25 protein-coding genes are annotated in these 25,967 nt (G+C 32.5%); 8 read left to right on the top strand and 17 right to left on the bottom strand.

The window, feature by feature from the left end:
* Positions 1-89 precede the first annotated feature (89 nt).
* Positions 90-362, top strand: a complete 273-nt coding sequence (locus BLW23_RS19660) for an HU family DNA-binding protein (RefSeq protein WP_093673089.1) — start codon at positions 90-92, stop codon at positions 360-362.
* Between the two features lie 65 nt (positions 363-427).
* On the opposite strand, the gene bioA is transcribed toward BLW23_RS19660, so the two are convergent.
* From bioA to BLW23_RS19580, 16 genes are all read right to left on the bottom strand, one after another.
* Positions 428-1,708, bottom strand: a complete 1,281-nt coding sequence (gene bioA / locus BLW23_RS19655) for an adenosylmethionine--8-amino-7-oxononanoate transaminase (RefSeq protein ID WP_093673087.1) — start codon at positions 1,706-1,708, stop codon at positions 428-430.
* 24 nt (positions 1,709-1,732) lie between these two features.
* Complete coding sequence (locus tag BLW23_RS19650) at positions 1,733-2,218, bottom strand: hypothetical protein (RefSeq protein ID WP_093673085.1); 486 nt, start codon at positions 2,216-2,218, stop codon at positions 1,733-1,735.
* Positions 2,219-2,231: 13 nt separating this feature from the next.
* Positions 2,232-2,540 carry a cupin domain-containing protein gene (locus BLW23_RS19645; protein WP_093673083.1) on the bottom strand — a complete coding sequence of 103 codons (309 nt, stop codon included), beginning with the start codon at positions 2,538-2,540 and terminating at the stop codon, positions 2,232-2,234.
* A complete protein-coding gene (bioB, locus tag BLW23_RS19640; RefSeq protein WP_093673207.1) occupies positions 2,509-3,597 on the bottom strand; it encodes a biotin synthase BioB in 1,089 nt (362 codons plus the stop codon). The genes BLW23_RS19645 and bioB overlap by 32 nt, the downstream gene beginning before the upstream one ends.
* Positions 3,584-4,756, bottom strand: a complete 1,173-nt coding sequence (locus BLW23_RS19635) for a beta-ketoacyl synthase N-terminal-like domain-containing protein (protein WP_093673080.1) — start codon at positions 4,754-4,756, stop codon at positions 3,584-3,586. The genes bioB and BLW23_RS19635 overlap by 14 nt, the downstream gene beginning before the upstream one ends.
* Before the next feature lie 11 nt (positions 4,757-4,767).
* Positions 4,768-6,219: an NAD-dependent succinate-semialdehyde dehydrogenase gene (locus tag BLW23_RS19630; protein WP_093673078.1), complete on the bottom strand. Its 1,452-nt coding sequence runs from the start codon at positions 6,217-6,219 to the stop codon at positions 4,768-4,770.
* 169 nt (positions 6,220-6,388) lie between these two features.
* Positions 6,389-7,366 (bottom strand): 5-oxoprolinase subunit C family protein, encoded by a 978-nt coding sequence (locus BLW23_RS19625; protein ID WP_218134068.1) that lies wholly within the window; start codon positions 7,364-7,366, stop codon positions 6,389-6,391.
* Positions 7,366-8,241, bottom strand: a complete 876-nt coding sequence (locus BLW23_RS19620; RefSeq protein WP_093673074.1) for a 5-oxoprolinase subunit B family protein — start codon at positions 8,239-8,241, stop codon at positions 7,366-7,368. Before BLW23_RS19620 ends, BLW23_RS19625 begins: the two co-directional genes overlap by 1 nt.
* Positions 8,242-8,330: 89 nt before the next feature.
* Positions 8,331-9,095, bottom strand: a complete 765-nt coding sequence (locus BLW23_RS19615) for a 5-oxoprolinase subunit PxpA (protein ID WP_093673072.1) — start codon at positions 9,093-9,095, stop codon at positions 8,331-8,333.
* A 6-nt stretch (positions 9,096-9,101) separates the two neighbouring features.
* Positions 9,102-10,379: a 4-aminobutyrate--2-oxoglutarate transaminase gene (gabT, locus tag BLW23_RS19610; RefSeq protein ID WP_093673070.1), complete on the bottom strand. Its 1,278-nt coding sequence runs from the start codon at positions 10,377-10,379 to the stop codon at positions 9,102-9,104.
* Between the two features lie 13 nt (positions 10,380-10,392).
* Positions 10,393-11,439, bottom strand: a complete 1,047-nt coding sequence (locus BLW23_RS19605; RefSeq protein ID WP_218134067.1) for an ABC transporter permease — start codon at positions 11,437-11,439, stop codon at positions 10,393-10,395.
* Positions 11,439-12,944, bottom strand: a complete 1,506-nt coding sequence (locus BLW23_RS19600) for a sugar ABC transporter ATP-binding protein (RefSeq protein ID WP_176829885.1) — start codon at positions 12,942-12,944, stop codon at positions 11,439-11,441. The genes BLW23_RS19605 and BLW23_RS19600 overlap by 1 nt, the downstream gene beginning before the upstream one ends.
* 184 nt (positions 12,945-13,128) lie before the next feature.
* Positions 13,129-14,241, bottom strand: coding sequence for a TMAO reductase system periplasmic protein TorT (torT, locus tag BLW23_RS19595; RefSeq protein WP_093673066.1), 1,113 nt, complete (start codon positions 14,239-14,241; stop codon positions 13,129-13,131).
* A gap of 101 nt (positions 14,242-14,342) precedes the next feature.
* On the bottom strand, positions 14,343-15,683 hold the full coding sequence (locus BLW23_RS19590; protein WP_218134066.1) for an acetyl-CoA carboxylase biotin carboxylase subunit: 1,341 nt from the start codon (positions 15,681-15,683) through the stop codon (positions 14,343-14,345).
* The gene (locus BLW23_RS19585) at positions 15,680-15,931 is read right to left on the bottom strand and encodes an acetyl-CoA carboxylase (protein ID WP_093673062.1); all 252 of its coding nucleotides are present in this window, start codon (positions 15,929-15,931) and stop codon (positions 15,680-15,682) included. The genes BLW23_RS19590 and BLW23_RS19585 overlap by 4 nt, the downstream gene beginning before the upstream one ends.
* An 85-nt stretch (positions 15,932-16,016) precedes the next feature.
* Positions 16,017-17,303 carry a porin family protein gene (locus tag BLW23_RS19580; protein ID WP_093673060.1) on the bottom strand — a complete coding sequence of 429 codons (1,287 nt, stop codon included), beginning with the start codon at positions 17,301-17,303 and terminating at the stop codon, positions 16,017-16,019.
* A gap of 183 nt (positions 17,304-17,486) precedes the next feature.
* Between BLW23_RS19580 and BLW23_RS19575 the strand changes: the two genes are divergently transcribed.
* From BLW23_RS19575 to BLW23_RS19565, 3 genes are all read left to right on the top strand, one after another.
* Entirely contained in the window at positions 17,487-17,972 is a 486-nt protein-coding gene (locus BLW23_RS19575; RefSeq protein WP_093673058.1) for an Lrp/AsnC family transcriptional regulator, read from the top strand.
* A 99-nt stretch (positions 17,973-18,071) separates the two neighbouring features.
* Entirely contained in the window at positions 18,072-18,845 is a 774-nt protein-coding gene (locus BLW23_RS19570) for a pentapeptide repeat-containing protein (protein ID WP_093673056.1), read from the top strand.
* Positions 18,846-18,875: 30 nt separating this feature from the next.
* Positions 18,876-19,967 carry a serine hydrolase domain-containing protein gene (locus BLW23_RS19565; protein ID WP_093673054.1) on the top strand — a complete coding sequence of 364 codons (1,092 nt, stop codon included), beginning with the start codon at positions 18,876-18,878 and terminating at the stop codon, positions 19,965-19,967.
* A gap of 53 nt (positions 19,968-20,020) precedes the next feature.
* Here the strand turns inward: BLW23_RS19565 and BLW23_RS19560 are convergent, their stop codons facing one another.
* Entirely contained in the window at positions 20,021-21,190 is a 1,170-nt protein-coding gene (locus BLW23_RS19560) for a THUMP domain-containing class I SAM-dependent RNA methyltransferase (RefSeq protein WP_093673052.1), read from the bottom strand.
* A 213-nt stretch (positions 21,191-21,403) separates the two neighbouring features.
* On the opposite strand from BLW23_RS19560, the gene BLW23_RS19555 reads away from it, so the two are divergent.
* The 4 genes from BLW23_RS19555 to BLW23_RS19540 all read left to right on the top strand — a co-directional run bounded on the left by BLW23_RS19555 (position 21,404) and on the right by BLW23_RS19540 (position 25,899).
* Positions 21,404-22,132: an SAM-dependent methyltransferase gene (locus tag BLW23_RS19555; protein ID WP_093673050.1), complete on the top strand. Its 729-nt coding sequence runs from the start codon at positions 21,404-21,406 to the stop codon at positions 22,130-22,132.
* On the top strand, positions 22,129-22,815 hold the full coding sequence (locus BLW23_RS19550; protein WP_093673048.1) for a ZIP family metal transporter: 687 nt from the start codon (positions 22,129-22,131) through the stop codon (positions 22,813-22,815). Before BLW23_RS19555 ends, BLW23_RS19550 begins: the two co-directional genes overlap by 4 nt.
* Before the next feature lie 103 nt (positions 22,816-22,918).
* Positions 22,919-23,974, top strand: a complete 1,056-nt coding sequence (locus BLW23_RS19545; RefSeq protein ID WP_093673046.1) for a hypothetical protein — start codon at positions 22,919-22,921, stop codon at positions 23,972-23,974.
* A gap of 41 nt (positions 23,975-24,015) precedes the next feature.
* Positions 24,016-25,899: a sensor histidine kinase gene (locus tag BLW23_RS19540; protein WP_176829884.1), complete on the top strand. Its 1,884-nt coding sequence runs from the start codon at positions 24,016-24,018 to the stop codon at positions 25,897-25,899.
* The last annotated feature ends 68 nt before the right edge of the window (positions 25,900-25,967 follow it).

Below are 25,967 nucleotides of genomic sequence, written 5' to 3'. Positions count from 1 at the left end.
ACCCAAATGTTGCACAATCCCGCATTCCGTCTATATTTGTTAAGCTTTTTAGCGAGAAATATTAATTAATTTTTAAAATCATTAAGATTATGAACAAATCAGATTTAATCGATGCTATGGCTGCTGATGCAGGAATTTCAAAGGCTGCTGCAAAAGCTGCATTAGAATCATTCACTAACAACGTATCTAGTACTTTAAAAGGTGGAGGTAAAGTTGCTTTAGTTGGATGGGGAACTTGGTCTGTATCTGAAAGAGCTGCTAGAACGGGGAGAAATCCTCAAACTGGTAAAGAAATCCAAATTGCTGCGAAAAATGTAGTAAAGTTTAAAGCAGGAGCTGGTTTAAGCGATACTGTAAACTAAGATTTTAATATCACGTCTATATAAAAGGCTACCATAATGGTAGCCTTTTTTTATGACGACTCACTTTAAAGCTCATTAATAACATCCTCTATACTATTATAGACCTTATTTAACTGAGGTTTTGTAATAACATAAGGAGGTTGAATATAAATTGTATTTCCTAATGGTCGTAAAAAAACCCCTCTACTCATAAAGTATTCAGATATTTTATCTTTTAGGCTTCCATAATATCCAAACTCAGAATTTAACTCTATTGTTAAAATGACTCCTAGAGATGAAACCTTTTTAACCTTCTTATTCCTTTCTATTCGTTTTTTAAAACCTATATGTAATTCCGTTATTTCTCTAATTTTATTTAGTATTCTCTCAGATTGAAGTAATTCAATCACGGCAATGGCTGCTGAACAAGCAATTGGATTACCTGAATATGTATGACAATGGAAAAAACCTTTTAAAACCTCATCACTTAAAAAAGCTTCATAAATTTCTTCACTGCAGGAAGTAACTGCCAAAGGAACCATTCCTCCTGTTAAAGCTTTACTTAAACAAATTATATCAGGCTTTGTCTTCATATAATCTGAAGCAAACAATTTACCTGTTTTACCAAATCCCGTCATCACTTCATCTGCAATTAACAATACATTCTTTTTTTTCAAAAAATTTAAAATTAACTCTAAATCTTTTGCTTGATGAATCTTCATTCCTGCTGCCCCTTGAACTAAAGGTTCGTATATAAAACCTGCAATATCATTTTGTGATACGATTCTGTTAAGCTCCCTTAAAACTTTTACATTATTCATACCATTTGGTACAGGAATTCTTTTAACTTCAATGAGGTAATCTTTAAATGCCCCATTATATACCGAGAGGCCTGAAACTCCCATAGCTCCAAAAGTATCACCATGAAATCCATTTTCAAATGCTATAAACGTAGTCCTTTTTATCCCCTTATTGGAATAATATTGTAAAACCATTTTAAGTGCGGCCTCAACAGCCGTTGAACCATTATCATTAAAAAAAATTCTATTTTGATTATCAGGTAATATATTTATTAATTCTTCAGCTAATTTTATCGCTGGCTCGTGTGTAAAATCACTAAACATTATTTGATCAAGAGTACTAGCCTGTTTAAAAACTTTATGAACGATATATTCATTGCAATGCCCGAACATACTAGTATACCAGGAAGAAATTGCATCTATGTATTCATTTCCATCTTCATCTGTTAAAATACAGTCCTTTCCTTTTACAATTGCAATAGTGTTGGGATGTGTTTTATGTTGTTTCAATGGGTGCCAAAGATGCCTTTTGTCTCTCTCTTTGAGCAATAATTCGTTATTCTTCATTATATCAATTAAAATATCTATTTATTATTCTTTATGCTCTTTCAACCACTTCTTCGCATTTACAAGATCACCTTCCTTTCTTCCTAAGTAAAATTCTCTAAAATAAATTTTACCGTTTTCATCTGGAACTGCTTCATGACCTGTCATATAATCACCTCTGGCGGCAATTGTATAAATAAACACGCCACTCGCATAAGCCGCAGAATTTAGAGAATACCACTCACCAATGATATATCTTTTGTCAAGAATTTTTCCATACCCAACCCAATTATACCCTTTTGAGTTATTCTTACTCTCGAAGCGGATACCACGAAAGAAGTCCTTTTTAATTTGAATTTCCTCAATTACCCAATCTTCTTGTTCATTAACAATCTGCCATGAAGAAATCCATGTACCCAAAATTTTTTGTTTTGTTGTTTTTGCTAAAAAGAAATTAAAAGATAATGGTATAAGATATGACGTCACCCCTCCTAAAATCAGTCCTAATACTATTTGTAAAACACTATTCATTTCCTCCCATATATTATTTTAACTCTATCTCTATAAATGAAAAGCTATAATCATTTTTATTTATAACATTGTGTTCAACACCTAATTCTCGATAATAAGACTTACCCATTTTTAAATGATGTAAGACTTTTGTCTCTTTATTTTCAATTGAAAGAGTTCCTTCTGATTGAGGAACTACAATATAATTATATACATGTTTGTGCCAGCCAGTTTCAGTATTGGGTTCAAACAACCATGAAGTTACTCGAACGTTTTCATTGTCAATTTGTATCGTACGACTAGCCTTTCTCCTACCCTTCTTTTTTACTTCTTGATTTTTCATTTCGCTCAATTTTATGTTCTGGACGTGTCCATTTTGGTTTTTCTCCCAAATCTTTAAACATTGAATTTTCCGCTTTAACGGTTTTAGGTTGCTCTTTTTTAACAAAAGGTTCTTGAGGTTTCAAACCTAAGTTCTCAAACATTTTCATATCCTCATTTACTGCCGGATTTGGTGTTGTTAACAACTTATCACCTGAAAAAATAGAATTTGCTCCTGCAAAAAAGCATAAAGCCTGACCTTCTTTACTCATTTGAGTTCTCCCTGCTGATAAGCGTACTTGCGTATTAGGAAGTACGATTCTAGTCGTAGCTACCATACGAACCATATCCCAAATTTCAACAGGCTTTTCTTTTTCCAATGGGGTTCCTTCAACCGCTACTAACGCATTAATTGGTGTGGATTCTGGTTGTGGGTTTAATGTTGACAATGCCACTAGCATTCCTGCTCTATCTTCAGCTGTTTCTCCCATTCCAATTATCCCTCCAGAACAAACAGTAACATTTGTTTTACGAACATTATTTATAGTGTCTATTCTATCTTGATATCCTCTTGTTGAGATAACTTCTTTATAATATTCCTCAGAAGAATCTAAATTATGGTTATAAGCATACAACCCAGCCTCTGCTAATCGCATCACTTGATTTTCAGTTACCATTCCAAGTGTACAACACACTTCCATATCTAACTTATTAATAGTTCTCACCATCTCTAACACACTGTCAAATTCAGGACCATCCTTTACATTTCTCCAAGCAGCTCCCATACAAACCCGAGAACTGCCGCTGCTCTTCGCCATCCTTGCAAGCTCTTTTACCTGATTTACCGACATCAAACCATTCTTCTCAATATTGGTATGGTACCTAGCGGCCTGAGGACAATAACCACAATCTTCAGAACAGCCTCCAGTTTTTATTGAAAGTAATGTTGAAACTTGAATCACATTTGGATCATGTTGCTTTCTGTGAATTATAGCTGCTCGATATAATAAATCCATTAACGGACTATTATAGATGTCAAGTATTTCCTCTTTCTTCCAATTATGCCTAACTTCTTCCATAAAACTCATTATTTGATAAAACTATACTTACAGCATTCCCTCCAAACCCAACAGCATTTATGAGAACATTCTTTATTGAATTTGGAGTTCGCTGCTTTTGAATATAGGGGACGTCTATTGTTTTTTGATATTGTATCATTAAAATCGCCATTTCAACACTAAGCAATCCAGATGCTCCAAAAGTGTGTCCTATTTTCCACTTGTTTGATGTTAAAAAAGGTCTTTTCTCTCCGAAAATTTTCTGGATAGCTTTATACTCTGAAAGATCTCCTTTAATCGTTCCCGGCGCGTGCATTACGATAACATCTATTTCTTCTTCATTTATATTCTTCAATGCCATTTTCATGGAATGCTGGAAACACTTAGCATCACTAGAAATTGATATATTATGAGTTAGAACTTCTGTAGCATAACCAACACCTCTTATATAGGCCAAAGTATTTACTTCCTGAGGGTTCCTTTCCAAGCAAATACTGCATGCTCCTTCACCTAAAACCATGGTGTTAACAGTTTTTTGTAAATCGAGTGCCCTACAAGGATATTCTTTATTTTCCTTTGCATAAATCTTCAAAGCTCTCATTTGAGCCAGTGTAAAAGGAGTTAACGGTGCTTCGCTTCCGCCCACCATAAATTTATTTGTCATTCCCGATTTTATCCATGCAACGCCATTTAACAGAGAATGTAAACCCGTTGAACATGTTATTGAATGAGAAATTTGCGGCCCCATAGTTTTTAAATCATGCCCTACCCATGAAGATATATTCCCTAGAGTAGTTGTAGGTGATGATAATGTTGAGCTCTTACCTTCATTTAAAAACTCTGAATAATATTTTTCAAAAAGTTCAGTTGCACCTCTTGAAGAACCAATATTAACTCCAAAGTTGTCTTGTGAACTCCATTTAGCTTTTCTACAAGCCTCTCTCGAAGCATACAATGCATAGAGAACAGATAAATCTAACCTTCCATATTTCTCATCTTCATTTCGAAGCTTCTCAATACCCCTATTTGTATTTATTTTACCCGTAATATTAACCTCATTCGCTATTTTCTGTACACTTAAAAAATGCTTTGCTGACTCATAATTTTCCCAAATAATATCTCTATTATCTCCTAAAGAAGAAATCGAACCAATACCCGTAATTCCAATACTCTCATTCATTTATAATTTTTTTACAAACCTCCAATACATATATATTTTATTTCCAAGTACTCTTCAATACCATATTTCGATCCTTCTCGACCTATTCCACTTTCTTTAACACCTCCAAACGGAGCTACTGTTGTGGATATTTTACCCGTATTCACACCAACCATTCCATAATCTAGTCCTTCGGACACTCTCCAAACTCTTGCGTAATCTTTACTAAAAAAATAAGAAGCTAAACCATACGGCGTATTGTTTGCCATTGCTATCACTTCTTCTTCTTTGGTAAACCTAATAAGAGGAGCTATAGAACCAAAGATTTCTTTATTGTAAACATCCATTTCTTCGCTAACGTTTCCGAGTATAGTTGGTGGAAAAAAGTTTCCTCCTAGCTTATTTAAATTACCCCCAATAATTACCTCAGCACCTTTTCCACTTGCATCTTCTACCAAATTATTTAAAAAGCTCACTGCTTTTTCATTTATTAAAGGACCAATGGCTATACCTTGTTCTATACCATTTCCAATTTTCAGTTTCCCAACTTCTTTCGATAACTTATAACTAAATTCATCATAAATGCTATCATGTACAAATATTCGATTTGTACATACGCAAGTTTGACCTGAATTTCGAAATTTTGATGCTATGACTCCTTCCACCGCACTGTCAATATCCGCGTCATTAAAAACAATAAACGGTGCATTTCCTCCTAACTCCATGGACACCTTCTTTACTGTCTCAGCACACTGTTTCATTAATATCTTTCCAACATGTGTTGACCCTGTAAAAGATATTTTTTTAACTATTGAATTGGACGTTAACTCTTCTCCAACTTCAATAGGTTTATTTGTTGTAATAATATTAATAACTCCTTTTGGAATACCAGCCATTTCAGCTAAAACTGCAATTGCTAATGCGGATAAAGGAGTACTCTCCGCCGGCTTAACAACCACAGTACAACCAGCGGCCAATGCAGGAGCAATTTTTCTAGTGATCATAGCATTTGGAAAGTTCCATGGAGTGATTGCTGCAACGACTCCAACTGGTTGTTTTATGGTTAACACTCGTTTATCGCTTGCATTTGAAGGAATTGTTTCTCCATAAGTTCGTCTTCCTTCTTCAGCAAACCACTCTATAAAAGAAGCTCCGTACTTAATTTCCCCTTGAGCTTCCGACAAAGGCTTTCCTTGTTCTAGTGTTAATATATAAGCTAACTCATCGGCAAAGTCTAATTGCAGGTTGAATAATTTTTTTAATAATCTCGCTCTGTATTCGGCGGTTTCATTTTTCCATTTTTCTAAAGCAACCTTAGCTGACACAATCGCTTGTATTGTTTCTTCCTTTCCTAAATCAGGAACCTCTATAATTTTATCATTATTAAATGGATTTCTAACTTCGAATGTCTTTCCATTTTGTGCTGATACCCACTTACCATTTATGTAAGCTTTCTCTTTTAAAAATCTTTTGTAATCTCTCATTTATTTCCTTTTATTTAGGACAATACATTTCCTGATACCCATTTAAAACTTATTGTTTTTAAATACATATTATAGGTTATTTATACCTCTAGTAGGTTATTAAAGAGTGCTTCAATCTTAATGAGTGAAACACTCATAATCAACCATAACTCAAACTATAATGAAAAAATTAAATTTTGTATATGAAATGTTTTACTATCTGAAGTTGTTCACTTCGCTCCTTTCTTGCTAATAAAGCTTCTTCCATGGTAACCTTTACAAATTTTACTGATCTGTTAGGAGGCAACTGACCAATAATATCCATATCAGCAGAAATTACAGCTCCTAAAGTAAAATACCCACCTCCAGAAACAGCATCTCTGTGCAGTATAATTGGTTCCGTTCCGCCAGGAACTTGAATAGAACCGTAAGAATAACAACTGTCAACTATATTTGAAGGATCTGAACCTGCTCCAAATGGAGGTTCTCTATCAACGAACTCTAATTTGGCTCCTCCTTTAAATCGGTATCCCATTCTATCGATTTCTAACCCCACTTTCCATGTATCATTAAAAAACCGTTCTTGAGAAGATGGTTTTATCCTATGCCAGTAAAGCCCTGGTAGCACCCTCAATTCGGTAACTTCGGAGGTAGCTCTTCTTAAATTTTCAGGGATTGTTTTTCCTATTTCTACTGTATTACTTGTACTTCCTATTGCTAACGAATCTCCTTTTGCTATTACCTTCCCTTTAACACCTCCTAAAGAACCGATTACATAGGTTGATCGACTTCCTAAATCTTTAGGCACATCAATTCCTCCAGCAATAGCTATGTAAATTCTTGCACCAGATTTGATAGATCCAAAAGACAAAACCTGTCCTAATTTAATTTCAAGTGCGGTCCAAGTTGGAACTTCTTCGCCATCTATTTTAACTGTAATTTCGGCTCCTGTGATTGCAATAACCGAGTCCTTGTTAAACATCAAATGTGGCCCCATAAACACTGCTTCCAGTCCTGCTGCTCCTTCATCATTTCCTACTAATAAATTCCCTGCCTTCAAAGCAAAACTGTCCATAGCTCCAGACATTGGTATTCCTAAGTGAAAATATCCTGGTCTTCCTAAATCTTGAATACTTGTAATAAGTCCATGTTTTAATACTGTAACCATTATTCTGATATTTTTTGAACTAAGTTCTTGTTATACGAATTGATATCTTTGTTATATTCATCAAGATTAAAAGTTACTTCCTTTATATTAGGTTTATAAGTATTTACTTCAATCTCTTTGACTATTTGATCATATTCACTCCTTTCTATTGGTCTGAATTTTATAATATCACCTGGTCTAAAAAAGACCATAAAATCTTCAAGATATTTGACATCTTGCTTAGGATCATAAATAGGTAATGGCGTAACTCCAAACATTTGATACCCTCCTGCTCCTTTTACTGAATAGATGCATGCAAAACAACCTCCATGGCCTAAAGTTAACTTAGGAGTATCAGTTCTTGGCCGCAAATATTTTGGAACTTGAATTTGCTGTTCTCGTTCTACCATTTGATACATAAATGGTAAGCCGGCAACAAACCCAACCATTGAAACAAACCAAGGAGAAGAAGAATGTGCTTTAATAAAAGCTTCCACCGATTGATAATTATTTATTTCCGAAGCATATTCTAAATCGGTTCCTTCGGGTTTCTGATGTCGATCTCGAAATCGCATTAATGTTTCATGGGTCCAAGGATCATTATAAAGTACCGGAATTTCAATAATTCTTGTTTTTATCTCCTTTTGAATATTGTTTTCGGACTCTTGTTCAATTCTCTTTACTATATTTAAAAGTAAATTAGGTTCAATAATATCCGGATTAAACCTTAATTGAAAAGAAGCGTTGGCAGGACATATTTCAGTAACACCTTTTATACTTTCTTTTCTAATTGCCTCCGTTAAAGACAGTACCTTAAAAAAAGGGGCTAAAGACATTTCTTCGCTACACTCAACAAACAAGTGCTCATCTCCTCCAAATGTGTATCTAGTTTTCATCGGTATATATTTTATGTTTTTTTCGTCAATTGTAATTCACCTCAAATCTTTACAATATGTACTGATTTTTATAATCACATAACGTTATCTTAATTATTATGTGCTCCTATTGTGATATTATTTTCTTTCAACCCAGAATTTAGAACTGAAGCCAATTCTAAACTTCCCGGTGTATCAGAATGAAAACATATCGACTCAAATTCTATATCAATAACATTTCCTGTTACCGTTTGGACCTTATTCTCCAAAGCAGCTCTTAAGACTTTATCTAATACTTTTTTAGCATCCAGTTTATCTACATGCCTTGTAAAAACTATCGATCCATTATCGCCATAGTCCCTATCCGCATAAAATTCTCTCACCACCGGTTGGCCTATTTTTTTTGCAGCAAAATAGGTTTCAGTATTCCCCATACAGAAAATTGGAATTTTAGTGTTAGTTTTTTGTAATGTTTCCATGAACTTGGTTGCTAAACCCTTATTCACAGCCATTTCCATATATAAGGCTCCATGTGGTTTTATATGATTTAAAGAAATGTTATAAAGATTACAAAACTCTTTTAAAGCTCCAATTTGATATAGCATGTCATTAATTAACTCATCTACTGATGCATTGATTTTTCTTCTTCCGAATCCTTGTAAATCTTTATACCCTGGATGTGCTCCTACTTGAACATTGTTTTCTTTTGCCAATTGTACCAACCTATTCATATGATTTGGATCACCAGCATGAAAGCCAGTAGCTACGTTAGCAGAACTTATATAAGGCAGAATGTCTTTATCATCAACATTTGATACAACCCACTGTCCAAAAGCCTCGCCCATATCACAATTAATATCTATTGTTTTTCTCATGTCGATCTAATTTTTTAGTAGATTATTTATAATTTCTTCAAATATATCAAGCCCTTCATTTAACTGATTTAAAGGAATCGTTAATGGAGTTAAAACCCTGATTGCATTACCATTAATACCACAAGATAACATAATTAACCCTTTATTAATAGCTTCGTTTAATATTGATTTAACTAACGCCGTGTTTGGTTTAAATACATTACCACCTTCTACGAATTCAACAGCAATCATTGCCCCACTGTTCCTAATATTACCAATACTCTCTGGGAATTGTTTTTTCAGTTTATAAAATCTCTCCGAAACAATATCTCCGATTTTATTTGCTTTTTCACACAACTGTTCTTCTTGAACTGTTTGAATAACTGCCAACGCAGCGGCGCAGCCAATTGGAGAACCTCCAAATGTTCCCCCTAAACTTCCAGAAGCATCCATTATTTCTGATTTACCAATTACAGCTGATAAGGGAAAACCTCCTGCTAAACCTTTTGCCACAGTTATTAAATCGGGCTCTATATTGTATTTTTCAGTAGCAAAAAAAGTCCCTGTTCTAGCGAACCCTGTTTGGATTTCATCACATATCAATACAATTCCATGCTCAGTACAAATTTTTCGGAGCTCTTTTAAAAACTCTATTGGCGCAATATTAAAACCTCCCTCACCTTGCACAGGCTCAATAATCATTGCTGCAATATCTTCCGGATCAATCGTACTTGCGAAAAGATTTTTAAGAGCGTTTAAAGAGTCTTCAATAGTAATTCCATAATATTCAATAGGAAAAGGAATATGAAATATGTTTATTGGAAATGGACCGAAACCTCTCTTGTAGGGAGCTATTTTTCCAGTTAAACCTAAGCACATATTTGTTCTACCATGAAACCCGCCATTAAATGAAATTATACCTGTTCTTTTTGTATAAGCTTTAGATATTTTTATCGCGTTTTCAACAGCTTCGGCTCCAGTCGATAAAAACACAGATTTCGCTTCACTAATTGGTGCTAGATCGCTTAACTTTTCAGCTAACTTAACTCCCGATTCATAAGGATTAATCATGAAACATGTATGTGTAAAACTATCGATTTGTTGGTGCATTGCTTCATTAATTTTAGGATGATTATGTCCTGTATTTACAACGGCAATTCCAGCCCCAAAATCGATATACCTTTTCCCTTCAACATCCCATAACTCTGAATTAGAAGCTTTGTCTATATAAATAGGATATAAGTTCTTTTGCCCTTTGGCTATTACCTTATCCTTTCTTAACTGTAATTCTTTATTTTTTGTCATAATAACTTATTCTTTAAGAAAATTTAAACCTATACCTATCAAATATGATTGCTAAAATGAGTAAGCTACCCAATAGTATCATTTGCATATACGATCCAACTTGCAATAAATTCATTCCATTTTGTACCATGATTATGAAAAACGCACCTAATACGACATTTTCAATCTTGCCAATTCCTCCTCGTAAAGAAACACCCGCAATAACACATGCTGCAATGGACTCTAACGCGACAGTAGCCCCTAAATTAGTTTCCCCTGATTCAACCCTTGCTGTTAATAGAAAGCCTGCCATTGATGCCAATAAAGCACACAACACATATGATAGAAGAAGTATTTTTTTAGTATTTATTCCTGAAAGGTTAGCGGCTTTAATATTCCCTCCAACCGCATATATATAAGTGCCTAGTTTAGTTCGATTCATTACAAACCAAAATATGATAATAGCCACCAAAGCAAATAAAACAGGAACTGGAACACCAAATAACTTCCCAAAACCAAAAACGTTTCCAAATTCAGGAATTAACCCTGTTACAGGTACCCCTCCTGTTATAAATAAGGCAAAACCGGCACCAATAGACTGAACTCCTAAAGTCATAATAAATGGAGATACTTGAAACCTAGAAACACCTACGCCATTTAAAAACCCAATAATTAATGCTGAAAGAATGCTGGCCAAAATACCTACTAATATTATTAACCATATCACATTTGGAAATATGGACGCTGCATATACCATAGCAGTTGATGACATCACAGAGGTTATTGCTATTGAAGTTCCTACTGACAAATCGAAGCCTCCGGTAATTAAAACAATCATTTGCCCCAATGATACCAAAGTTAAATACACGGATTGTCTCGCTACATTTGTTAAGTTTTGAAGTGTTAAAAACTTATTCGTAAATAGCGTAAAAACAATAATTGCTATCAATAAGAAAAATGGTAACACTCCTGAAGTATTGAAAATTTTGAAAAAAACTCTCCTTACTGTGTCTCGACGAAACCTTACACTCGTTCCTTCTATATTTATATTATTCTCTTTTGACATGATTTTAGTCCTCATTAAAAAAAATTATTTAAAATATCCTTTTCGTTTATTTCTTTATCTTTTAGTTCTTTTACTACTTTTCCTTTTGAAAAAACCAATACTCGATGTGATAGATTTATGACTTCTGGTAAATCAGATGAAATTACTATTACCGCCTTTCCAGCCTCAACCAGTTCTTTAATTAATAAGTAAATAACCTCTCTCGTCCCCACATCAACCCCAACAGATGGCTCGTCTAAAATGTACACCTCAAATTGAGATACTAAGCCCTTTGCAAATAATATTTTCTGTTGATTCCCTCCTGATAGACTGGATACAAGCTTGTTATAATACTTCTTGTTTATATCTGATTTATTTGAAGCAGATTCAGCTATTTCTGATTGTTTTCTTTTTCTAATAACTCCATATTTTGAAACCACATCTTTTCTTAGTAAGACATTTGCTTTAATATTAAGTTCTGTATTTGCCAGCAGCTGTAATCCTTCCTTTTTCCTGTCAGAAGTCAAGTAAAAGATTCCATTTTGGATTACTTTCTTTGTCGATTTTTGGCATACATCTTTTCCATTAAGAATTGCTGCTCCCTTCATCGTAGGTTCTAACCCCATTAAGCTTCTCCAAAATCTAGATTTCCCACTTCCAACTAAACCCGCAACTCCCAAAACTTCTCCAGATTTTACATCTAAACTGGTTGATTCTAGCCCTTTGGGTTGAAAATCAATAAGGGATAAAGCTGTTGTATCTTCCTTCCTCTTTGTTATTTTCGGGTAAATTTTATCAATAGCTCTACCCGCCATACATTCTACCAATTCTTTATCTGAAATTTTATCCAAAAAGAAGGTGTCAATAAGTTGACCATCTCTTAATACTGTAATTTTATCAGCTATTTCACGAAACTCCTGTATTCTGTGGGATATATATACAATACCAACTCCCTTTTTTCGCGCTTTATTAATAAAACTAAACAGTTTACTTACCTCCTTATCCGTGAGAGAAGCTGTTGGCTCATCTAAAATTAAAACTTTTGCGTTTTCTTTAAAAGCTTTAACGATTTCAACCATTTGCTGCTCTGCTCTGGATAATTCTGACACCTTCCTATGGACTTCAATCTCAAACTCTAAATCTTCGAAATATTTTAAAGACTCTTTTATTATTTGTTTTTTGTTCAGAAATATTGATTGTGACGGCTCACTTCCTAAAAAGATATTCTCTGCAACTGTTAATGTTGGTACCAATGAGAATTCTTGAAATACGGTTCCAATACCGTTATTTTTGGAATCTTGAACCGAGCCAAAACTAACTTTTTTATTATTCACATAAATATCTCCTCTAGTAGGTTTAATAACCCCTGCTAATATGGATATTAGCGTAGATTTTCCCGCTCCATTTTCTCCAAATAATACATGTACTTCTCCTTTCTTCAACTTGAAATCGACATTTTTTAATGCCTGTGTACCAAAGAAGCTTTTAGAGATTCCCTTCATCTCTACCAGAAAATCAGTATTTATAGTTTTCGTAGTCATAAAATTGATCCAAAAGATTTTTATACCATCTACACCTTGAATTTACCGTAGTAAAACGCCCTTTTTCCCTTTCTACTTCATTAGAAAAAGAAACCATAAGCAATGGCTATGCTTGATTTTTATAATTTGTATAAAGAAAAAAATCATCATTTTCTTTTACCGTAAATTCAAAATATAAATGGTATTAGTTTACATTGAAAATAGGTACGTGCATTCTAGGAGGTAAAATATCAGACCTCGGTACCGTATTAATATTGCTTTTATCGATTATTTGAATTTTTGGTCCTACATGTTTGAAATAAGGCTTTCCTTCTAATATTCGAACTGCCTGATCAACTGCAAATCGACCTTGTAAAACCATTGCATCCGCAGGGGCTGCCATAATAAAATTTCTCTTAATTCCTGAATACACCCCTGGTGTCATATAAAACGATAGTAACTCAACCTTGCCTACCAAATTTCGTTCTCTTATTAAACCTTGAGCAGCTTCAGCTGTAACCGCTGTTCCAGCTAAATATTTAACTTCAGGATTACTCTGCAAAACATCTTCAACAAGTTTCAATTGAACCTCTTTTCCTGTATCTCCAAACTTCGGTTCTATTATTTCAAGTGAAGAATTTTTGGTTGCCTCCATAAATCCTTTATGAGCAGCTTCTACCCAACCAGCTCCAGCAGGGCCAGGAAACCATCCAACTTTTACCTTTGGCTTACCTAAAGGGTGTTTTTTAGCCAAATAAGCTCCAGTTTCATATCCCATGGTATAAAATGACACCAACGATTTCGCTTTAATATCTTTTGAAGAAACTCCATTTACCAAGTCAATAACTGGTATATTCTTATTCGCTGCTTCCTTAATTATATTATTTAGCCCGTCCCCAGAAATTGCTCCGACAATTAATGCATCTGCACTATTTGCTATACAATCTTCCAGTTGAGAAATTTGTTTGTTCAAATTTGTATACCCGCCAGCTTCAACTAAGTTAATCTTCACACCTAATTTCTTAGCCTGATCTATGATTCCATAATTTACACCTAACCAATAAGCATCTTTCATATGTGGAAAAGACACACTTATTTTGTACTTCTTAGATGCTTTATCTAATGTTATATAATCTATATCTTTAACCATTCCATCTGTAGAAAAAGCAGGAGTTACTTCTTGCGCTGAATACGTTTCTGAATGTGAAGGTTCTTCCTGAATTATATTTTCTTTTTGCTTCTCAACCTTACTCTTGCAACTATTTAATCCAATAATGAAAATGGATATTAAATAGAATTTAATACTAATATTTTTCATGTGTATATGTTTAATTTGTTAGTTCTCACTTTACCTAAATCATCAAAAAAAATAAATTGATGGCCTAAGTTTTATTGAAATAGAATTAATTGACTAATTCTTTATTTAAGTAGTTTTTCTAAAAATTGCGTATCCGTGGCTCCACTTAATACATCTTTGTTTTGGGCTAACTTTATATGTAAAGGAATTGTAGTTTTTACACCCTCAATATTTAAATCATCCAAAGTATCTCTCAATTTTTCGATAGTTTCACTTCGCGTATCACCGTGAATAATTAATTTACCTATTAACGAGTCATAAAACATAGGTATAGTATAACCTTCATAAATAAAGGTGTCAAATCGTACATTATTCAAGTCAGGAATTCCAAGTTTTTCAATTTTCCCAGGAGATGGTAAAAAATTATTATCTGAATCCTCAGCATTTATTCTGCACTCAATAGCATGCCCATTAATTTTAACGTCTTGTTGCTTAATAGAAAGCGGTATCCCTGACGCAATCTTAATCATTTCTGCTACTAGATCAACGCCTGTTATCATTTCGGTTATGGGATGCTCTACTTGAATACGCGTATTGGTTTCAATAAAGTAAAATTCATTACTAACATCATCATAAATATATTCTACAGTAGCGGCTCCTGTATAGTTAACTTCTCTAACAAGATCGAGTGCCTTCTCACACATTCTAGCACGAACGTTTTCGTCGAGATTCACTGCTGGAGCTTCTTCCCAAACCTTTTGTCTTCTTCTCTGAATTGAACATTCTCTCTCATAAAAATGAATAAAATTTTCTCCATCACCTAAAATCTGAACCTCAATGTGTCTTGCCTTTGATATATACTTTTCCATATACAATCCTCCATCTCCAAAAACAGATTTCGCTTCATTTTGTGCTTGAAGAAAGGTATCGGCTATAACTTCTCGGTTATGTACAATTCGAATTCCTTTACCTCCTCCTCCTGCAAGAGCTTTTATCATAACAGGAAAACCTATTCTATCTGCAACTTTAACTGCCTCTGAGATATCCTTTAATTTCCCATTACTTCCAGGAACAGTTGGTACTCCAACACTATCAGCAAGTATCCTAGCTTGTACTTTATCACCCAACCTACTAATAACTTCGGCCTTTGGACCTATAAAAATTAATCCTGCTTTTTCTACTGCCTCAGCAAATTTGGCATTCTCAGATAAAAAACCGTATCCAGGATGTATAGCATCTACTTTAACTTCTATTGCAGCATTTACGATTACTTCAATATTTAAATATGACTTTGAAGCTATTGAAGAGCCTATATTTATACTCGAATCCGCTAATTTAACCGCTAAAGATTCTTTATCTACTTCACTAAAAACCTGAACCGTTTTAATTCCAAGTTTCTTAGCTGCCTTAATAATTCTGACAGCTATTTCTCCTCTATTTGCTATTAATATTGATTTAATCATGATTCGGATTCAATTATTGCTATTACTTGCCCTACATTAACTGGCTCTTCATTTTCTAATGTATATTTTACTAGTTTGCCCGAAACTTCAGATTCGATAGAGTTAAAAGTTTTCATTACCTCTATTAAAAACAAAGTATCTCCTATGTTCACTATATCTCCTTCTTTTTTAAATTCCTGACTTTCTGGACTTGGTTTTTTATAAAATATCCCTGGTAATGGCGCTATTATTTCTGTAATTGTTTTCATCTTAATTATATTTTATTTCCACTGCAAGATGTACCCCTAATGCCTAATGTGCTTTACTTAAACGAACTGAGTTTTTCTTGCTATTTTAGAAAAGAAAAATTGCTCCCATAGAAAATACATTAGCTTCAGGTGCAAATACTTTATGTCTGCCTTGAAGAGTAAATTCCGATTTAAGAATTAGGTTTGAATTGAAAGCGTATGAAAAACTATTAGTAAGTCTATCTGCACTTTCGCTATATTCCAAATTATTCCCCACTATTTGATCCTTTACTTTACTTGCCCCATAATTAACTCCAAGAGTTATCGGCGAATTTTTAAAGCCATATGTTGCTTGAGCATAATACCCTTGTGTTTTTACGGTTTCTAAACCAGTACCTACTTGAATTGCAGGACCAAACATTAATCCAGCATCACCAATTCCGTTAGCATAATAATAGTACCCAGAAAGTGTTAAGCCACCTGTTTTAATTTTTAAGAACGTATCAACACCAAAACCCGAGAGTTCAGAATCAGTACCATTATCTCCAATATCTTGAGAAATGAAAGCAGAACTAAAATATACATTGGTGTTTTTGAAATCTTTGTTGAAAGTATATTTACCATGTACCCCCACATTATTAGGATTGTTGGTAAATCCAAATGGTGTTCCGAAAGCTCCGTAAATATCAAACGAAGCAAAAGGGTCATACATCCCTAATGTTAAGTTAGAGGTATTACCAAAGAAGGAAGGTGTTGTATAGTTTAACTGTGATATCTTATCAACAAAAATATATCCATATCCTACTCCCGCCAATGTTGTGTTTTTTGGGGTAGCAAAAGAATAATTTGCTCCAACCCCGAAAATACTTAGATCATAGTATATAGCATCCAAACCAAAAATTCCAAAATCTCTACCTATAAGGAAGCTACCATGCTTCGGAGTATTAATTCTTATTGATGCTTGTCGAATTTCAACAGGGGCAAAACCAAAGCCTCTTGACTGAGGTAACGACGCATCTACCCCACTATTTGACAACCCAAATGCCAAGCCAAAAGTACTTACAACCGTAGTTCCGTCGTCGAATGTATACTGAGGCATAAACGATAGCGTAGCTTGACTAATTCCATTTCGTAATGAATGAAATGTTTCTTCTTCAACTCCATTGTCAATATCCTCTTTCTGGTTTGTAATAACATAATACGCATTTACCTGGCCAGAAAATTTAATCTTCCAATTCTTATTTAGTTTTAACTGCAACCCTTCATATACTGGTTCCGATGTAACTTCTTTTTTTACTTGTTTGTCCTCTTGTCCGTAAGTATGACTACTGTGAGAAATAACTCCAACAATCAAAACTAGTTTTAACAAATTCTTCAATGTAGTAATTTTCATAATCTGTAATTATTATTAATAAATTTTGCATTTCCGAGACAATATTATGCAAATTTTTTCATTAAAAGAAATAAAAATGAAATAATTATCATTTTACATGATAAAAACAATATATTTTGCATTTAAAACGTTTCAAATAAAAAAAGTTGCAATTGTTCATTTTTATAAGCAAAATCATTAATTATGTATGACCTATATTTGAAAAAAAGTAGAAATAATAAAACGATGGAAGAAACTCAACTTGACGATTTAGATTACAAAATCATAAAACACTTACAATCAGACGGTAGAATGTCATTTACTGAAATTGCTGAGGATTTAGACGTTGCGGTTAGTACTATCAGGAATAGATATAACAGAATCATTGACGAGAAAATATTAAGAATCATTGGAAGAGCTGAACCTCAAAAACTAGGTTTAAACTCTTATGTGAGAGTTATGTTAGCTGTCAAGCCTGCTAAAAAAATAAATTCCGTTATCGATACTATTAAAGATTATCCTGAAATAAGTTTTTTGGCTATTACTTCTGGTAAATTTAATATAGAACTAAACTTAATGTGTAAAAACAACAATGCCCTACTTAAAAGGATAGATGCCATTAATAATACTGAGGGTGTAGAAGAATTACAGATTACCATGTATTTAGATGTATTGAAATGGGGGCAATAGTTATTTATAGATTTTACCTCATATCTTTTTAATTTAATGCTATTAATTGTCACATTTTAAAAACAGTATTGTCTTTCTAATATAATTTAAACTTACATTATGAAAAATATAGTTATTCTATTCGCTCTACTGTTTTCTTCATCAATTGTTACAGCTCAAAAAACAATTGACGCTTTTGATATCATGCAAGATGTTAAAAACGGAAAAAACATTCAATACTCAAACGCTGTCATTAAAGGTGTTTTAGATTTCACCTATATGAATGAGTCACTTCCAAAATTACCAAAAAGAAAACGTTGGTGGAACAATGGTGGGTCAAACGAGGTAACCAAACAAATTACCAGTAAAATTTCTTTCATTAATTGTACTTTCAAAGATGATGTGCTAGCTTACATTCCTCATGAAGACAGCGGTTATACCTTTGTTGCTAACTTTGAAAATGACGTGATTTTTAAAGGTTGTTCATTTGATCAAAAAGCAATGTTTAAATATTCTGATTTCGAAAGAAAAGCCGATTTCTCTTCATCAAAATTTAATGATGATACCACCTTTAAATACGCAAAATTTGAGAATTACTCTAATTTTAAAAACACCTATTTCGACGAACCTGCCACTTTTAAATATTCTGATTTTAAAGAGCATGTAAGTTTTGAAAATTCTGTTTTTGATGAAACAGCTACTTTTAAATATGCCGAATTTAATAGAGGTGTATCATTTAACAATGTTCAGTTTAAAGAAGATTTAAACATAAAATACACTAAAGTTGAAGGTGATTTTGATATTGAAAACATGGAAGTTGCTTTTGATATAGATTCGAAGTACACCAAAATTAACGGAAGAAGTTTCAATAAATATCTTTTAAAAAGAAAGTAAAAACTTCAAAGTACTACTAAATTCATTTTAATGAAAAAAACACTGGTTCTTATTTCAACCTTTGTATTGTCTTACAATGCACCTATATTTTCTCAAACCGTTTCTAGCTCTATCTTCGATAAAACCGACGATTATGTAAAAGAAATGATGATGACAAATGAAATAATAGGTCTTAATTACGCCATCTTAATTGATGGTGTAATTGTACATAAAAAACATATGGGATATGCAAATTTTGAGCATCAAGTACCTATGACTAATGAGAAGCTTTTTGCAGTCGCTTCTATTTCAAAATTATTTAGCTCAACGGCCCTACACAAACTTTTGCTATTAAATCACAGGAATGTGAATGAAGTAATTGGTGATTTTTTACCGGAAAGAACAGACCTCCCTAGTTCATGGCTAAAACTACCTTTAAGACAAATTTTATCACATACTTCAGGAATTCCTGATCAAATAGACTACCACGTTTATTTAGCTCCTAACAGCGATAATGAGGTTATCAATGCAATGAAAGACAAACCTTTTAGTGCTAAACCAGGAGAAAAATCTAAATACAATGCTACAGGGTTCTTTCTCATTAGATTGGTAATTGAAAAATTATCAGGTGAAGGCTTCGAAACGCACATGAAAAAGCATTATTTCGAAAAGCTCAAATTAAGTTCTGCTCAATACGGAGGGTTCAAGAATGTTATAAAAAACAGGGTTAAAAGCTACAGAAATGTAAACGATAAACTAGAAATGTTTCCACTTAACTATTCTCCAACTATGTATGCAGCAGCAGGATTAAATATTAACCTAGATGATTTGATTTTATGGTTTCAGAACGTTTACAATGAACGAATACTATCTAAAGAAGTTTTAAATAAAGTTTGGACACCAGTTCATTTAAACAATGGAAAACCTGGCTATTTTGGCCTTGGATGGGAAGCCGCGAAAGTAGGTGACAACATTCACGCCGTTGGGCATGGAGGTGCAGGAATTTCATCAGTAAGACATTTTTACGGTGACGGATTAAAACAAAATATAAGTGTTATTTTTTTAACAAATGGAGCTAAAAATTGGAAAATATATCCAAACAGTATTGGTGCAAATATTGCCAATATCGTAATGACAGAATAACGATAAGAATAGAATAATTCAATAAAAAAAGAGCTCAATATTGAGCTCTTTTTTTATTCTTCTGAAGTTTCTTTTTTTACCTTTTTACTCCCTTCGTAAAGTTCGTATTTCACAAACCTACAATCTAGATCTCCGTTTTTTAAAGGAATTCTTTTAGAGGTTCTTAAACCAACATTTTTTAGAGCCTGAATATCAGACGTTATTAACCAAGCTGTTGAATTGGAATAATTATGCTTTAACGTATCTCCTATTTTTTCATAAAACTCAGCTGCATCAATATTCAATCTTTCTCCATAAGGAGGGTTGAATAAAATAGTTGTTTTACCAAAAACTTCTTTCTTAGAGTTAAAAAAGTTTACATGGTGAACACCTATAAACTCATCTAAATTTGCATTTATAATGTTCTGTTGAGCTTTTCTAACAGCAGATGGCGCCTTATCAAATCCCATAATTTTAAAATGAGAACTCTTTATTTTTTTTAGAAGAGAATCTTGAATAACAAAATACAAATCTTCATCGTAATCATTCCAATTTTCGAATGCAAAATGTTTTCTATTAATATTGGCCGGTATCTCATTTGCGATCATTGCTGCCTCAATTAATAGAGTTCCAGAACCACACATAGGATCAATGAAATTCTCTTCGCCTCTATATCCTGAAAGTAATACCAATCCAGCTGCTAATACTTCATTTATTGGCGCAATATTAGTGGCGCTTCGATACCCTCTTTTATGTAATGATTCTCCAGATGAATCTAACGATATGGTTAACCATTCATTATGTATATGAATATGTATTTTTAAATCTGGATACTTTAAATCTACATTCGGGCGTTTTTTAAATTTATGCACAAAATAATCAGCAATTGCATCTTTTGACTTTAAGCTTATATAATGTGAGTTCGTCGTGAAGTTTCTTGAATTAACGACTGATCCAATCGAAAATGTTCCATCTACATCTAAATAACGTTCCCATTTTACTCTTTGAATTGCTTCATACAAATCTTCCTCATCAAAAATCTTACTACGTTTAATAGGCTTTAAAATTCTTATCGCCGTACGTAATGCAATATTTGCTTTATACATAAACCCTTTATCGCCCTTGAAACTTACATTTCTGACACCTTCGGTTACATCCATTGCACCTAACTTACGTAATTCATCAGCTAAAACCTCTTCTAAACCAGCAATGGTAACAGCCGTCATTTTAAAATCTTTCTCCATGTATGTGTATAAATTCAGAACAAAAATAGTATTAATTTATATGGAATCCATAACATAAGAGCATAAATAGAGTTACGAATAATGTAATTGAGATAATTGACAAAAAAATAAAGAGTATTCTAACTAAAAAACTAAGCTTTATCAAAAAATGAATTTAATCCTATTGGTTATAAAAGATGTAAGTTTTATGTATTTTTGTTGACACTTTTAACTATGGATACAAAACAAGACTGGTTTAGCTCGTGGTTTAACACGCCTTACTATCATATATTATATAAGCACAGAAATGATTCTGACGCTCAATTTTTTATTAGAAATATTACTGCTCTCTTAAACCTTAAGGAAAATAGCTTTGTTGCAGACGTTCCCTGTGGAAAAGGAAGGCATGCGGTTTATTTAAACTCTCTTGGATTAAATGTTCGAGGTGGAGATTTAAGTGAAAACAGCATTGAATACGCAAAGAAATTCGAAAATGAAACGCTAAAATTTGAGGTTTGGGATATGAGAAAACCCATCGAAAACAAATACGATGTCATTTTTAACCTGTTTACAAGTTTTGGTTATTTTGAAGATGACTCTGATGATATTTTAGTTTTGAACAACTTTAAAAAAGGTCTTAAAAAAGAGGGAAAGCTCGTATTAGATTTTTTAAATGTTGAAAAAGTAAAAAACACGTTGATTCCTTATGAAGAAAAGGTAATTGACGGAATTACTTTTAAAATTAATAAACAAATAAAGAATGGCTATATTTTAAAAAATATTGATTTCGAAGCCGACAATGAAAACCATTCTTACACTGAACAGGTTAAAGTATTATCTCTTGAAAAAATGCACCATTATTTTGAAACTGCTGGTTTAAAAATTAAGCATATATTTGGTGACTATTCTCTCAACCCTTTTGATAAATCTAATTCGGATAGATTAATCCTAATAGCTGAATGAGTTCTATATTATTAATTTTATCAGTTTTTCTCGGAGCGCTGATTGTTTTATTTATTAAACCGAAGAATCAATTTATTAGTCTTTTATTGGCTTTTAGTGGTTCCTATTTATTATCTGTAACAGTATTACATTTACTTCCTGAAGTGTATACCGAAAATAATTCTCCAAAAACGGTAGGAGTTTTAATTTTAGTAGGTATTTTAATACAGTCTATCTTGGAATCCTTTTCAAAAGGAGCAGAACACGGTCATGTACATTTACATTCTGATCAAAACCATTTTCCTTGGTTATTATTTATTAGTTTGAGTATTCATGCTTTTACAGAAGGGCTCCCTATTCATGATCACAATGGGCATCAACACAACTTATTATGGGCAATTTTTATCCATAAAATACCCATTGCAATTATACTCACAACTTTTTTGATAAAGGCAAAATACTCGAGAAAAATGATTGCTTTTTTCCTTATTTTCTTTTCATTGATGAGTCCTTTGGGTATTCTAGTATCTGAGAATTTTGTGTTTATTCAACGTTTTCATGCTGAAATTACTGCTTTTACTATTGGTATTTTTCTACATATTTCAACTATTATACTATTTGAAAGTTCAGAAAATCATAAGTTTAATATTCAAAAGTTCGCAGCTATTTTATTTGGTATCTTATTGACCATATTAACTTTATAGTAGTTTTTTATTTATCTTTAAAAGGTAAAATACCTAGTTGTAGGGATGTTTTTCACTCCGTATTCTTGTGAATTTTACATATCGAAAAATAAAACAAACTATTATGCATCAAAACTTATCTTCAACCTATTGGTTAAATCAACCATATTCACCTGATTCTGATAAAAGTTGGCAAACATTAGCCGCTAGTCAAGCCTATGGAACTTTTTTTACCATTAGTGGTAAATTTAGATTCAAAGAAAACACTAAAATACCAGAGTATTGTGAATTGTATTTACAAAATTATCAAGGAAATGTGACTATCGGCATTCATTCTATTAAAAAAGAAATTGAGGTTGTTAAAGATCCTCTATTTAATCGACCTGCTTATGTGTTAGTGGTATATTTAAAAGCACTACACACAAAAATTAAAGAACAACAGTCGGTTATTATAAAAAGTGATATCACCGATATGAATGAATTCAAAAAAGATTTCAATCTAAAGATCGAGTTCGTTTATAAAGAAGCGAAAGATTTTGTTACCCCAAGTAAAAATCATATTTCTGATGGAAACAGAATTATTACTGGCTTTGAACGGTTTACGTTTATTGACGAACACAGGGTTGTAAGAGAAGGTGATGACTTTGTGATTCCCGAATATAATGAAAGAATAGATATTAATATCCAAGAATTTTACGCTGAATATTGCCAGAAAAACTTGGCTATTCCCATTAGTAACTTTATAATAAAGAGTAAAAAACGTGAGAAATCCATCGATTTAAAAAATTTAGATTTAAATATAATTAGTGTTTTAAAAACTAATGACAAATTAGAAAACCGCAACCTTAAATCAACACTTATTAAAACTATCAAAGAACTTGCCGTTACAGACCTAACTGAGCCTTTTAAATCAAACCTTATACAAAGTCTTGAAAATATCAATGAAAGTTCAAGCGAGCAAAAGTTTCAATCGGAAGCATTAAGATTGTCAGAAAGTTTAATTAATGCCGAAATGATGACATTAAAATATACTGTTACGGGTGGTGGCTATTTAAAAGAAGGTGATATATACGATCATATAATGGTAGTTGATGCTAACAATGATAGTAACATTCTTTTGAACGAAAAGGTTATTAAACCCTACCCTTGTGCACATAATTATGTCAGATTAGTCAACTAGTTATGGTTGATCTAAAAAAAATAATTTTATTCGTATTTCTAATGACTCTATTGTTTCCAGTAGAGTCTTTATTTGGCCAAAACAAAAAAGTTTTAAAAAAAATTAGAAACTTTAACTTCTCCAAAGCACGTAATGAGTTAAGAGAAATTGATGATCTTAATCTAAAAGAACAATTAGATTATTATTTGAATATTAATAAACTTCGAGGTTACAATCCAATTTCACCTCCCAAAACACTAAATTTCAAAACCTTAACAAATAAGGATTCTTTATTCGTTATATCTATAAATTATTTAAATATTGGATTGTATAATTTCTATTACGAACAAAACGCCAAACAAGATATTTTCAATTTTTACAACTCAGCACTTCAAAACGCTTTATTAACTAAAAATAAACCTTTGATCTGTGAGGTAGTTAAAGCTATTCTTAACTACTATGCAACTATCATCAGTATTGAAGATTTTTCTTACCAAAAGTATTTAGATATTTATGAGTCTAATATTTATGACTCATTAGAATCGAAAATATTTACTTTTTTCAAGTACATTCTTGATTTTGAAAAAAGCAATGATACTGAATATATTGAAAAACTCCTGCCCAATATATTTAAACTATCCAAAGAAACCCTCCCTAAACCTTACAAAGGACGAATACTAGTTAGACTAGGGAATTATCATCAATTCGGAACAAAGGACAAAGACAGTGCCTCATACTATTACAAAAAATCTATTTCGCTATTTAGTAATCCGTCCATAGGCTATTTAATTGAACAGTATATCAAATCTAAATCAAACTATGCCAGGCTTTTGACAAGTTTTAATCGATATAGATATTCTAACAAAATACTTGATTCTTTAGATATAAACTATCGAGGAAAGCTACATGAATGGAATAAAGTATATATTAATTACTATAAAGCCGTTAACTATAAACATCTTAAGCAATTTGACAGCGCTTATATTTATTTAGATAAAAGTAGATTAGGGGAATATTCTCTCAATCAAAAAAATCACCTTCAAGTCATAAAAGATATTAATACAAAGTTTTTGACTGAAAGAAAAGAAAAGGAAAATTTACAACTGAAACAAAAAAATTTAATTAATCAGCAAAAACTAAAGCAAAACCGAAACTTATTATTTGGTTCTATGATTTTAATATTTTTTGTCATAACTATAGGTTTTTTATCCATAAAAAACTCTCGAAGAAAGCGCTTACTAGCTGAACAAGAAAAAAACTTGGAACAACAAAAGAATCTTACTCTTTTGAAAGAGCAAGAAATAACCGCCATTAACGCAATGATTGATGGTCAAGAAAAGGAACGCATAAGAATTGCAGAAGATTTACACGATAATATTGGTAGTGTGCTGGCTACCCTAAAACTACATTTTGAAAACCTACAACTAAACAGAAATAAAAAACAATTCGATCAAAATATTTTATTCCAGAAAACAGAAACCCTAATCGATGAAGCCTATTTAAAAATTAGAAGCATTGCTCATGCTAAAAATTCGGGTGTTATTGCAAATCAAGGGCTTCTTGTTGCTGTAAAGCTCATGGCGGAAAAAATCTCTTCAGCTAATAAAGTTCAAATTAACGTCATTGACTTCGGTTTGAATAATAGACTTGAAAACAGTTTAGAGATTACACTTTTCAGAATCATTCAAGAATTGGCAACTAATGTTATAAAGCATGCCCACGCCACTGAAGTAAATATTAATATTTCACAGTTTAATGACCATATAAACATAATTGTAGAAGATAATGGAATTGGATTTATTTATAATACAATTGAACGTTCACAAGGCATGGGCTTAGGATCTATTGAAAAACGTGTAGAATATCTAGCGGGTACTTTTGAAGTTGATTCAACAATTAATAAAGGAACATCTATTATTATCGATTTTCCAATAAATAATACTTAAACATAGGTATTTACAATTTTAAGGTATTGTTTAAATTTGGATATATTAAAATTAAAACGAAGTTAGGT

This window comes from Tenacibaculum sp. MAR_2009_124 (assembly GCF_900105455.1).
GTDB lineage: Bacteria > Bacteroidota > Bacteroidia > Flavobacteriales > Flavobacteriaceae > Polaribacter.
The sequence above is the reverse complement of the archived record's forward strand: the minus strand, read 5'-3'. Positions and strand labels throughout refer to the sequence as shown.

Bases quoted from the DNA above. Each gene is read 5' to 3' on its own strand.
- BLW23_RS19660 (WP_093673089.1), top strand. From the start codon at position 90: ATGAACAAATCAGATTTAATCGATGCTATGGCTGCTGATGCAGGAATT.
- bioA (WP_093673087.1), bottom strand. From the start codon at position 1,708: ATGAAGAATAACGAATTATTGCTCAAAGAGAGAGACAAAAGGCATCTT.
- BLW23_RS19650 (WP_093673085.1), bottom strand. From the start codon at position 2,218: ATGAATAGTGTTTTACAAATAGTATTAGGACTGATTTTAGGAGGGGTG.
- BLW23_RS19645 (WP_093673083.1), bottom strand. From the start codon at position 2,540: ATGAAAAATCAAGAAGTAAAAAAGAAGGGTAGGAGAAAGGCTAGTCGT.
- bioB (WP_093673207.1), bottom strand. From the start codon at position 3,597: ATGGAAGAAGTTAGGCATAATTGGAAGAAAGAGGAAATACTTGACATC.
- BLW23_RS19635 (WP_093673080.1), bottom strand. From the start codon at position 4,756: ATGAATGAGAGTATTGGAATTACGGGTATTGGTTCGATTTCTTCTTTA.
- BLW23_RS19630 (WP_093673078.1), bottom strand. From the start codon at position 6,219: ATGAGAGATTACAAAAGATTTTTAAAAGAGAAAGCTTACATAAATGGT.
- BLW23_RS19625 (WP_218134068.1), bottom strand. From the start codon at position 7,366: ATGGTTACAGTATTAAAACATGGACTTATTACAAGTATTCAAGATTTA.
- BLW23_RS19620 (WP_093673074.1), bottom strand. From the start codon at position 8,241: ATGAAAACTAGATACACATTTGGAGGAGATGAGCACTTGTTTGTTGAG.
- BLW23_RS19615 (WP_093673072.1), bottom strand. From the start codon at position 9,095: ATGAGAAAAACAATAGATATTAATTGTGATATGGGCGAGGCTTTTGGA.
- gabT (WP_093673070.1), bottom strand. From the start codon at position 10,379: ATGACAAAAAATAAAGAATTACAGTTAAGAAAGGATAAGGTAATAGCC.
- BLW23_RS19605 (WP_218134067.1), bottom strand. From the start codon at position 11,439: ATGAGGACTAAAATCATGTCAAAAGAGAATAATATAAATATAGAAGGA.
- BLW23_RS19600 (WP_176829885.1), bottom strand. From the start codon at position 12,944: ATGACTACGAAAACTATAAATACTGATTTTCTGGTAGAGATGAAGGGA.
- torT (WP_093673066.1), bottom strand. From the start codon at position 14,241: ATGAAAAATATTAGTATTAAATTCTATTTAATATCCATTTTCATTATT.
- BLW23_RS19590 (WP_218134066.1), bottom strand. From the start codon at position 15,683: ATGATTAAATCAATATTAATAGCAAATAGAGGAGAAATAGCTGTCAGA.
- BLW23_RS19585 (WP_093673062.1), bottom strand. From the start codon at position 15,931: ATGAAAACAATTACAGAAATAATAGCGCCATTACCAGGGATATTTTAT.
- BLW23_RS19580 (WP_093673060.1), bottom strand. From the start codon at position 17,303: ATGAAAATTACTACATTGAAGAATTTGTTAAAACTAGTTTTGATTGTT.
- BLW23_RS19575 (WP_093673058.1), top strand. From the start codon at position 17,487: ATGTATGACCTATATTTGAAAAAAAGTAGAAATAATAAAACGATGGAA.
- BLW23_RS19570 (WP_093673056.1), top strand. From the start codon at position 18,072: ATGAAAAATATAGTTATTCTATTCGCTCTACTGTTTTCTTCATCAATT.
- BLW23_RS19565 (WP_093673054.1), top strand. From the start codon at position 18,876: ATGAAAAAAACACTGGTTCTTATTTCAACCTTTGTATTGTCTTACAAT.
- BLW23_RS19560 (WP_093673052.1), bottom strand. From the start codon at position 21,190: ATGGAGAAAGATTTTAAAATGACGGCTGTTACCATTGCTGGTTTAGAA.
- BLW23_RS19555 (WP_093673050.1), top strand. From the start codon at position 21,404: ATGGATACAAAACAAGACTGGTTTAGCTCGTGGTTTAACACGCCTTAC.
- BLW23_RS19550 (WP_093673048.1), top strand. From the start codon at position 22,129: ATGAGTTCTATATTATTAATTTTATCAGTTTTTCTCGGAGCGCTGATT.
- BLW23_RS19545 (WP_093673046.1), top strand. From the start codon at position 22,919: ATGCATCAAAACTTATCTTCAACCTATTGGTTAAATCAACCATATTCA.
- BLW23_RS19540 (WP_176829884.1), top strand. From the start codon at position 24,016: ATGACTCTATTGTTTCCAGTAGAGTCTTTATTTGGCCAAAACAAAAAA.